Origin of the sequence: Paraburkholderia sp. (genome assembly GCF_035656215.1) — a bacterium.
Lineage (GTDB): Bacteria > Pseudomonadota > Gammaproteobacteria > Burkholderiales > Burkholderiaceae > Paraburkholderia.
Genome location: NZ_DASRSY010000251.1, coordinates 1 through 9,609, shown reverse-complemented (window position 1 = coordinate 9,609; position 9,609 = coordinate 1). Strand labels below are relative to the sequence as shown.

8 protein-coding genes are annotated in these 9,609 nt (G+C 63.4%); 4 read left to right on the top strand and 4 right to left on the bottom strand.

Features of this window, described 5'->3' with window-relative positions; all coding sequences use genetic code 11:
- Positions 1 to 213: 213 nt before the first annotated feature.
- Positions 214 to 750: a GNAT family N-acetyltransferase gene (locus VFE81_RS14205; RefSeq protein WP_325045206.1), complete on the bottom strand. Its 537-nt coding sequence runs from the start codon at positions 748 to 750 to the stop codon at positions 214 to 216.
- Positions 751 to 1,056: 306 nt separating this feature from the next.
- Between VFE81_RS14205 and VFE81_RS14200 the strand changes: the two genes are divergently transcribed.
- A complete protein-coding gene (locus tag VFE81_RS14200) occupies positions 1,057 to 2,358 on the top strand; it encodes an MFS transporter (RefSeq protein ID WP_325045205.1) in 1,302 nt (433 codons plus the stop codon).
- 134 nt (positions 2,359 to 2,492) lie between these two features.
- Here the strand turns inward: VFE81_RS14200 and VFE81_RS14195 are convergent, their stop codons facing one another.
- On the bottom strand, positions 2,493 to 4,340 hold the full coding sequence (locus VFE81_RS14195) for a tetratricopeptide repeat protein (RefSeq protein WP_325045204.1): 1,848 nt from the start codon (positions 4,338 to 4,340) through the stop codon (positions 2,493 to 2,495).
- Between the two features lie 139 nt (positions 4,341 to 4,479).
- Between VFE81_RS14195 and VFE81_RS14190 the strand changes: the two genes are divergently transcribed.
- The 3 genes from VFE81_RS14190 to VFE81_RS14180 all read left to right on the top strand — a co-directional run bounded on the left by VFE81_RS14190 (position 4,480) and on the right by VFE81_RS14180 (position 7,996).
- Positions 4,480 to 4,827, top strand: a complete 348-nt coding sequence (locus VFE81_RS14190; protein ID WP_325045203.1) for a metalloregulator ArsR/SmtB family transcription factor — start codon at positions 4,480 to 4,482, stop codon at positions 4,825 to 4,827.
- Positions 4,824 to 6,203, top strand: a complete 1,380-nt coding sequence (locus VFE81_RS14185) for a cation diffusion facilitator family transporter (protein WP_325045202.1) — start codon at positions 4,824 to 4,826, stop codon at positions 6,201 to 6,203. Before VFE81_RS14190 ends, VFE81_RS14185 begins: the two co-directional genes overlap by 4 nt.
- Positions 6,204 to 6,271: 68 nt before the next feature.
- Positions 6,272 to 7,996: an FAD-dependent monooxygenase gene (locus tag VFE81_RS14180; protein WP_325045201.1), complete on the top strand. Its 1,725-nt coding sequence runs from the start codon at positions 6,272 to 6,274 to the stop codon at positions 7,994 to 7,996.
- 22 nt (positions 7,997 to 8,018) lie between these two features.
- On the opposite strand, the gene VFE81_RS14175 is transcribed toward VFE81_RS14180, so the two are convergent.
- Positions 8,019 to 8,270, bottom strand: a complete 252-nt coding sequence (locus tag VFE81_RS14175) for a formate dehydrogenase subunit delta (RefSeq protein WP_325045200.1) — start codon at positions 8,268 to 8,270, stop codon at positions 8,019 to 8,021.
- A gap of 8 nt (positions 8,271 to 8,278) precedes the next feature.
- Positions 8,279 to 9,609, bottom strand: a 1,331-nt coding sequence (locus VFE81_RS14170; protein WP_325045199.1) for a molybdopterin oxidoreductase family protein, incomplete at its 5' end; no start/stop codon positions are given.

Genomic DNA, 9,609 nt, shown 5'->3' with positions numbered 1-9,609 from the left:
CGATGCGTATGAACGCGGTACACAAGGCCATATGAAAACGGCGTACTCAGGTCGAGCGCGCCGCCGCATGAGCGGTCACTGTGAAGCCATCGGGGTGCGGAAGATGATGCCTGGAAGTGGCTGAACTAACGATCGGACTGTTCCGAAAAAGAAGCACCGTTCTGTTCTGAATTCGCCCCGCTTTGGACGGCGATCAAACCAGGTACGCCTGTTTCATTGATCCAACCGGCGGTCCAGCCGGTACACATAGCGCAATGCAGTAATATCCACGCCGCCCATATGATCCGGTTCGGCGCCGACGAATTGCCAGCCTTGCTTTTCATAAAAGCCGATCGCCGGTGTGTTGCCTTCGAGCACGTAAAGATATAGCTGCGTCTCTCCTTGCGCGCGTGCCCAGTCTTCGGCTGCACGCATCAACAGCTTGCCTGCGCCAATGCCCTGGTGCGCCGGCAGCGCATGCAAGTTGTCGAGCAGCACACCCCACGCGGACTCCGGTTGCTGTTCGACGCAGACGAAACCGACCGGCTCGCCCGCGAGTTCGGCGATCAGAATGATGCGGCGCTCGCCGCCCGGTGCGCGCAGGCGTGCTTCCCAATAGGCGGCGCGCTCCTGCGTTACTTCGCCGTCGAGGAATGCGTCGGGCAACAGGCCGCGATAGGTAGCCTGCCAGCTGGTGCTATGGATCGAGGCGATCAGCGCTGCATCCGCGAGGGTCGCAGGGCGCAGCGAAAGTGCGCGGGAGGATTGCATCGGGATGGTGTTCAACGGAAATTGCCTGTCTGTAAAAAGTTTACCGCAAAGGCGCGCCGACACTGTCTGTAATGAAACTGTATGGAATGCGCGACAGTGCCATGAACGGTAACATTACGTGCTGCGGGCTTGAGGTGTTTCACAACGTTTACCCTGATACCGCGTGAATGCGTTCAGCATGAAAATGCAGCGCCCCCGGCGCGCTCTAATTCAGCTGCCCGTGGCATCCGCTTGCCAAACGCAGTGGATCGTTTCAACTGCCTGAACGCCGCCTGTCTGCGTGGCGACGGGCTTACAGAGAATGTCATGTCTACTGCGTCACACGCCACTTCTTCATCCCAGGAATCCAAGGTCAAGACAGTTTTCCGCGTCGTCAGCGGCAACTTTCTTGAGATGTACGACTTCATGGTCTACGGCTATTACGCGTCCGCGATTGCCAAGACCTATTTCCCAAGTGGCAACGAATTCGCCTCGTTGATGCTGTCGCTGTCGGTATTCGGCGCGGGCTTCCTGATGCGGCCGCTAGGCGCAATCGTGCTGGGTGCCTACATCGACCATCACGGCCGGCGCAAAGGCCTGATCCTTACCCTCGGCCTGATGGCGCTCGGCACGCTCACGGTCGCCGCGATTCCAGGCTACGCGACCATCGGTGTGCTTGCCCCGGCGCTCGTGCTGTTCGGCCGGCTGCTGCAAGGCTTCTCCGCCGGGGTCGAACTGGGCGGCGTGTCGGTCTATCTGTCGGAGATCGCCACCAAGGGCAACAAGGGTTTCTATTGTGCGTGGCAGTCGGGCAGCCAGCAGGTTGCCGTAGTATTCGCCGCGCTGATCGGCGTCTTCCTGAACAAGATGTTGCCGGCTGACCAGATGACGGCCTGGGGTTGGCGCGTGCCGTTCCTGATCGGCTGCCTGATCGTGCCGTTCCTGTTCATCATCCGCCGTTCGTTGCAGGAAACCGAGGAATTCAAGGCGCGCAAGCATCATCCGAGCATGGGCGAGATCATGAAGACGATGGCCGCGAACTGGGGCATCGTGCTGGGCGGTATGGGCATGGTCATCATGACCACCGTGTCGTTCTACATGATCACGGCCTATACGCCGACCTTCGGCAAGGAAGTGCTGAAGCTGTCGTCGATCGATACGCTCGTCGTCACCGTCTGTATCGGTTTGTCGAACCTGGTCTGGCTGCCACTCGCGGGCGCGTTGTCGGATCGTATCGGCCGCCGTCCGGTGCTGCTCGCCTTCACGATCCTGACGATCATCACCGCGTACCCGGCGCTGCAATGGCTGGTCGCCGAGCCGTCGTTCGTTCGCCTTCTGGCTGTCGAGCTGTGGCTGTCGTTCCTGTACGGCAGCTACAACGGCGCGATGGTGGTGGCGCTGACCGAAGTGATGCCGGTCGAAGTGCGGACCGCCGGTTTCTCGCTGGCCTACAGCCTTGCTACGACGATCGGCGGCTTCACGCCGGCCATCTCGACGTTGCTGATTCACACCACGGGCAACAAGGCAGCGCCTGGCCTGTTCCTGGGCGTGGCGGCGATCTGCGGGCTGATCGCGACGCTGGTGCTGTATCGCACGCCGGAGTCGCGCAATCAGTATCGAGCGGCTTAAGGGTAAGGGTAAGGTTAAGGTTGACCGCTCATCCGGATAAACCATCCGGACAAACAAAAACCCCGCGCTCGTGAGAACGCGGGGTTTTTTGTTGGGTGTCGCATCAGCAACAGATTTCGGTGGGTCAGGCCTGGTTAGCCGCGGCGCAATTCGTTCGCCACCGCCTCCACCACGTCGCTCCACGCGCCGGGTTGCGGCTGGCGCAGCAGCGTTACGCCCGGATACCACGAACTGCGCGTCTCGCCGACGAACCAGCGCCAATCCGCGGCGAACGGCAGCATCAACCACAGCGGCTTTTTCAGTGCGCCCGCGAGGTGAGCGATTGACGTATCGATCGACACGACCGCGTCGAGCCGCTCGATGATCGCCGCAGTATCCGCAAAATTGCCGATCCGCTTACCCATGCGATGAATCGACGCCGCGCGCGGATGCGCGTCGAGCGCCGCGTGTTCTTCGGCGCTCAGTTCAGGTTGCAGCACGATCCAGTCGATCCCTTCAAGCGCGAACAGCGGAGCGAGCACGGCGAGCGGCATCGAACGGGTTTCGTTTTGCTGGATGCGTCCTGACCATGCAATGCCGATCTTGCGCTTCGCGTGACCGCCGAGCGAACCGCGCCATTTGCGGCCGTAAGTCGGCGGCGCGCTGAGGTAGGGGGTGCGGGCGGGAATCGTGTCGTAACTTGTGCCGAGTGCGAGCGGCAAGCTCAGCAGCGGACATTGCAGATCCGCCGCTGGACGCGGTGCACCCTGGGCGATCAGCGTCACGCGCCAGGCTTGCGCGGCCGGCGCCAGCAGCGGCAGCAACTGCGGCTGCACTTCGAGTACCACGCGCGCCGCACGCTGCGCGGCCAGTGGTACGAAGCGCACGAATTGCAAGGTATCGCCGAAACCCTGCTCGGCATGGATGAGGAGCGTGCGTTGTTCGATTGGCTCGCCGTGCCAGCGCGGCAATGTCTGGATGACCGGCTGCGCGTTGATCTGGAGCCGCCATTCGTATTCCGGTAGCCCACGCGCGAAATCGCGCAACGCAAGCCATGCAAGCGCGCGGTTCAAGTGCGCGGACGCGAGATCGGGGCGCAAGCGCAACGCCTGATCGAATGCCCGCACAGCGGCGGCGTGCGCGTTCAGCGCCTGGTGTGCCGTACCGAGACTCAGCCAGGCGAGTGCAAATTGCGGATCGAGACCGACCGCGCGCTCGAGATACGGCAGCGCTTGCGCATGGCGTCCCAGCGCCGCGAGCGCGTTGCCAAGCCCGAAAATGGTCGGCGGCAGGTTCGGCTGCAAGGCGAGCGCTGCCCGGAAGGAGGCGACCGCTTCTTCGTGGCTGCCGGTGGCGTCGAGCGTATTGGCGAGGTTGAAGTGCGCGGCGACGAAACGCGGCTCGGCTGCTAGCGCCGCCTGAAAGCAGGGGACCGCCTCGTCTGCGCGATCAAGCGCGTTCAGCGACATGCCCATGTTGTTGAGCGCGCCCGCATGCCTGGGGCGCAATTCGAGCGCGCGCTGGAACGACGCGATCGCATCCGTATGACGGCCGAGCGCGTGCAATGCGTTGCCGAGATTGTTGTGCGACGAAGCGTCGTTCGGTTGCAGGCGCAACGATTTCTCGAAGGCGTCGGCGGCGTCTTCGTGGCGGCCCACCGACGCGTACGCATTGCCCAGGTTGTAGTGCGCCATCGGGAACGACGGCGCCAGCGTGAGCGCATTGCGGAATTGTTCGATGGCGTCGTCGATCTTGCCCAGCGCCTTCAGCGCGTTGCCGAGGTTCAGTTGCAGGGCGGCGTCTTCCGGGCGCAGGTTCACCGCGCGCCGCACAAGCTCGGCGGCTTCGGCGTGCTGGCCCTGCTGGTGGCGCAGGACGCCCAGCAGGTGCAATGCATCGACGTGCACGGGATTGCCGTCGAGCGTCGCGCGGTAGCCGCGTTCGGCGTCGTCGAGGCGGCCGTCACGATGCGCCGCGAAAGCGCGGTCAAATACTTGTTGCATGACGGAGGGAAGGCATTTCGGGTGGGGCGGACGCCGCATTTTCCCACACTCGCCGGGTCGCCCTCAGATTTGACCTGTTGTTTCGATATCTATAACATATGAACACTTGTTCACATGTGTGCCGATGACGCCGCTTGCCATGGATTCCACGATATCGCTTGTCAGTTTTGAGGACCGCCCGGTGGAGACGATCGTGCCGCTGGCCGACCTGTTTCGCCTGCTTGGCGATCCGACGCGCTTGCGCATCGTGCTCGCGTGCGTCGACGAGCGGCACGCGGTCGGCGCGATTGCCCAGGGGCTGGGCTTGTCGTCGTCGCTGGTGAGCCACCATCTGCGGCTATTGCGCGCGGCGCGAATCGTGCGCGCGGAGCGGCAGGGCAAGCAGGTGTTCTATCTTGCCGCCGACCGTCACATCAGCGCGATGCTGACCGGCATGCTCGAGCATGTGGCCGAGCCGGCCGGCGAATTTCCTCTGGACCCGTCATGAAGAAACCCACCACGCCGAACCGGGCCGCAGAAGAACGCGAGGACGACCACGCGCCAGTCTGGCTCGATGGGGAATTCGACGGGATCGATGGCGAAGATGCGCGGGTCGAGGGGAGAGAGCACGGGGCTGACGGTCAAGACGGGCATCGCCATGATGTAGCTCGTCCCGATTCTGGCGATGCGTATGAGAGCGGTGCGCAGGAACATGGAGCGGACGGGCGCGGTTCACATGGCGACGATGCGGACCACGGTCGCAGTCATGATCGCGACGTCAGCCACGGTGCCGTGAGCCACACAGGCCATAGCCATGGCGACCACGATCACAGTGGCCACGACGACAGCGATCACGACGACAGCGACCACGATCATGGCGACCACGGCCAAAACGATCGCAGTCACGGTAGCCACAGCCAAGGCAGCCACGATAACCACGCCGGCCACAACTACAACCGCATCCACAGCGCCCACAGCCACGCCGGCCATCACCATGCCCACGCACCCGCTGCAGGCCACGGTCGCGCCTTCGCACTCGCCGTCGCATTGAACTTGGCGATCGTGCTGGTTCAAGCCGTCTATGGCGTGATCGCGCATTCCACCGCGTTGCTTGCCGACGCCGGCCACAATCTCTCCGACGTGCTCGGCTTACTACTCGCCTGGGGCGCAACCTGGCTCGCCACGCGCCGTCCGTCGGCACGCTATACATTCGGCTACGGCAGTTCGTCGATCCTGGCGTCGCTCGCCAACGCGGGGCTGTTGCTCTTCGCATGCGGCGTGATTGTCGCCGAGGCAATCGGGCGTCTGATGAACCCGGCACCGGTCGCGGGACTCGTGGTGTTCGTCGTCGCGACGGTCGGCGTGGTCGTGAACGGCTTCTCGGCGTGGCTCTTCATGCGCGGCCAGAAGGAAGACCTGAACATACGCGGCGCATTCCTGCATATGGCTGCGGACGCCGGCATCTCGGCCGCGGTCGCGATCAGCGGCCTCGTGATTCTCTATACCAACTGGACGTGGCTCGACCCGGCAATGAGCCTGCTCGTGGTCGCGGTGGTGGTGGTTGGCACGTGGGGCCTGCTGCGCGATTCGGTACGCATGGCGCTCGACGCTGTGCCGCCCGGCATCGACCTGCAGCATATCCGCGACTATCTCGCCGGACAGCCCGGCGTCACCGACGTGCATGACCTGCACGTCTGGGCGTTGTCGACCACCGGCAATGCGCTCAGCGCGCATCTGGTGATGCCGGCAGGCCATCCTGGCGACGAGTCGATCGACGGCATCGTCATCACACTGCGCGAACGTTTTTCGATGCAGCACGCCACGCTGCAAGTCGACCTCGGCACGACCGTGCATCAATGCGCGTTGGATCATCCGCACGATTGATGCGGCGCACCGTTGGGCAGACTATCGGCGGCGTACACTAGAACGTACTGTGTTCTCCGGAGTTCTGCATGGACGCTGCCGCACACGATGCGTCGCCGGTGCTGATCGTTGGGGCGGGTCCGACTGGACTCGCCGCGGCGATGAGTCTGGCGCGTGCCCACATCCCCGTGCGTCTGATCGACAAAGCGCTGCAACCGAGCCCGTATTCGCGGGCCATCGGCATTCAGGCGCGCACGCTCGAACTGTTTGAACAGCACCGGCTGATCGAGCCGTTTCTCGAACTCGGTCATCGCGCGCGCATCGCCAATCTTTTTTCCAATGGCATGCGTCTCGCGCGCCTCGATTTCGATCCGCTGCACACGCGCTATCCCTATCTGCTGTTTCTCGATCAATCCGTGACCGAGCGTTTGCTGACGGAGCATCTCGCGACGCTCGGCGTGACGGTCGAACGCGGTGTTGAACTGGCGATGTTCTCGCAGGGCTCCGCCAGCATTCAGGCGACGTTGCGTCGCGCGGACGGCCATACCGAGACCCTGCGCCCGTCCTACATGATCGCCGCTGACGGTGCGCATAGCACGATCCGTCACCGGCTCGGCTTGAGCTTTGTGGGCAACACCTTCGAGCAGACATTCCTGCTTGCCGACCTGCATGCCGAAACCGATTGGCCCGAAGACGAATTCCATATCTTCGCTTCAGGCGAGGGTCTCGTCGCGCTGTTTCCGATGGGCCATGGCCGCCATCGTCTGATCGCGGATCATCCAGCCGCACCGAGCGCGGTTCCGGAGCTGGCCACGCCCGCCGTGCTCGGTGAACCGTCGCTCAACCAGATTTCGCCGCCGTCGCTGGCCGAATGCAAGGCGTTGATTGCCCAGCGCGTGCGGGAACGAGTCGAGGTGTCGGACCTGGCATGGTCGTCGTATTTTCATTTGAACAGCAGAATGGTGGAGAGGCTGCGCGTCGGCCGCATTTTTCTCGCGGGCGATGCCGCTCACGTACACAGCCCGGCGGGCGCGCAAGGGATGAACACGGGCATTCAGGAAGCGTTCAATCTCGGCTGGAAACTCGCACGCGTTTTGAAAGGCGCGGCGCCTGACCGCCTGCTTGATACATACCACCAGGAACGGCATCCGATCGAGCGCGACGTGCTGCGGCAAACCGGCTTCATCACGCATATGGCCGAGGCCGATCATGGACCGCTGAAGCTGCTGCGCGAGCGCGTGATGCCGGTGCTGGCCGCGCTCGGTCCGCTGCGCGATGCGGCGCGTATGACCATCAGCGAGTTGTCGATCCAGTATCGACGCAGTCCGCTGACGCTCGAGCGCGTTCTCGACGGCGGCCCGCGTGCCGGCGAGCGTGCGCCGGATGCGCTGGTGCATGTGGTGGATGGTCCGCTTGGCCGCGCGCCGGGCGTCGGTTGCATTTTCGATCTGCACGATCCGGCGTTCTTCTCGTTGTTTCTGCTAGTCCAACCGCTGCCCGTCGACGAAACGCCGCTCGATCCTGCCACGAAGCACGCGCTGCCGCCGGATCCAGAGTTGGAGCGACTGGCTGCGGAAGTCGAGCGATTGTTGCCGGGCGCGGTGCGCATCTGGCGCGTGACCGATACGAGCGGCGAGGGCGCTCCGGCGTTGTCCGAATCGTATGGACGCACGCGGCCGTCGTTCTATCTGGTGCGACCGGACGGCTATATCAGCGCGCGCGGGCGCACTGGGTCCGATCTGCACGGCTTGTTGCGGCATTGCGAAGCGTGGTTCGCAGTGGGCGGGGTGATGCCGGAGCAGGCGGCCCTGTGAGGTGAGCCACCCGCGCCGCCGCCTATACCGTAGAAAGCGCAGCCGGCGTCAGCCCGTCACGATGCTTGACGAGCGCTTCCCTGACGATGCCCGACATCTCGATGCCACTCGCATCCGGCTCATCGAGCGCTTCCAGCAAAGCGCGCCGCATACGCGGCTCCCAGAAACGGCGGATATGATCGGCGATGCCGGCGAGCGCTTCTTCGCGGTCCGGCATCGAATCGAAAAAGTCGCCGATCCGGTTCGCCATGTCGATCAGATTCTGATTGTCCATGGCTCGCCTCACTTACCCGATGTTGCGTTGGACAACTCGCGCTGCTTCAGCAGATCGAGCTGTTCCGTGTTGAAGCGCGAATAGTCCTGCTGCCATTGCGACGGTTGTTCGACCGGCATCACCTGCACCGCGGTCACCTTGTACTCAGGACAGTTGGTGGCCCAGTCCGAGCTATCGGTGGTGATCACGTTCGCGCCCGATTCAGGGAAGTGGAATGTCGTATAGACGACGCCCGGCTGCATCCGCTCGGTCACTTTCGCGCGCAACACGGTTTGTCCCGCGCGCGATTCGATGCCGACCCAGTCGTCGGTCTTGATGCCGCGTTCTTCCGCATCGTGCGGATGCAGTTCCAGCCGGTCCTCATCATGCCAGCGCGAATTCTCGGTGCGGCGCGTTTGTGCGCCGACGTTGTACTGCGACAGGATGCGACCGGTCGTGAGCAGCAGCGGGAACTTGCGTGTGACTTTTTCAGGCGTCGCGATGAACTTCGTAATCACGAACTTGCCCTTGCCGCGCACGAAGGTGTCGATGTGCATGGTCGGCGTACCGTCCGGTGCATCCTCGTTGCACGGCCACTGGATGCTGCCGAGCTCGTCGAGCTTCTTGTACGAAACACCGTGGAAAGTCGGCGTGAGGCGCGCGATCTCGTCCATGATTTGCGACGGATGGGTGTAATCCATCTCGTAGCCAAGCGCGCGAGAGAGCAGGATCGTGGCTTCCCAGTCGGCATAGCCGGCGAGCGGAGGCATCACTTTGCGCACGCGCGAGATGCGGCGTTCGGCGTTCGTGAAGGTGCCGTCCTTTTCGAGGAACGTTGAGCCCGGCAACAACACGTGCGCGTACTTTGCCGTCTCGTTCAGGAAAATGTCCTGTACGACGATACATTCCATCGCCGACAGCGCTGCCGCCACATGGTGCGTGTTGGGATCGGACTGCACGATGTCTTCGCCCTGGCAGTACAAGCCCATGAAGGTGCCGTGCACCGCGGCGTCGAACATGTTCGGAATGCGCAGTCCCGGTTCGGGCTGCAACGTGACGTTCCATGCTTCTTCGAACAACGCGCGGGTGATCGAATCGCTGATATGGCGATAGCCCGGCAGCTCGTGCGGGAACGAACCCATGTCGCACGAACCCTGCACGTTGTTCTGACCGCGCAGCGGGTTCACGCCGACCCCTTCGCGGCCGATGTTGCCGGTCGCCATCGCCAGATTCGCGATGCCCATTACCATTGTCGAACCTTGCGCGTGTTCGGTAACGCCGAGGCCGTAGTAGATCGCGGCGTTGCCGCCGGTGGCGTAGATGCGCGCAGCCTCGCGGATGGATGCAGCGGGCACGCCGG

Coding starts and splice junctions, on each gene's coding strand:
- VFE81_RS14205 (WP_325045206.1), bottom strand. CDS start 750: ATGCAATCCTCCCGCGCACTTTCGCTGCGCCCTGCGACCCTCGCGGAT.
- VFE81_RS14200 (WP_325045205.1), top strand. CDS start 1,057: ATGTCTACTGCGTCACACGCCACTTCTTCATCCCAGGAATCCAAGGTC.
- VFE81_RS14195 (WP_325045204.1), bottom strand. CDS start 4,340: ATGCAACAAGTATTTGACCGCGCTTTCGCGGCGCATCGTGACGGCCGC.
- VFE81_RS14190 (WP_325045203.1), top strand. CDS start 4,480: ATGGATTCCACGATATCGCTTGTCAGTTTTGAGGACCGCCCGGTGGAG.
- VFE81_RS14185 (WP_325045202.1), top strand. CDS start 4,824: ATGAAGAAACCCACCACGCCGAACCGGGCCGCAGAAGAACGCGAGGAC.
- VFE81_RS14180 (WP_325045201.1), top strand. CDS start 6,272: ATGGACGCTGCCGCACACGATGCGTCGCCGGTGCTGATCGTTGGGGCG.
- VFE81_RS14175 (WP_325045200.1), bottom strand. CDS start 8,270: ATGGACAATCAGAATCTGATCGACATGGCGAACCGGATCGGCGACTTT.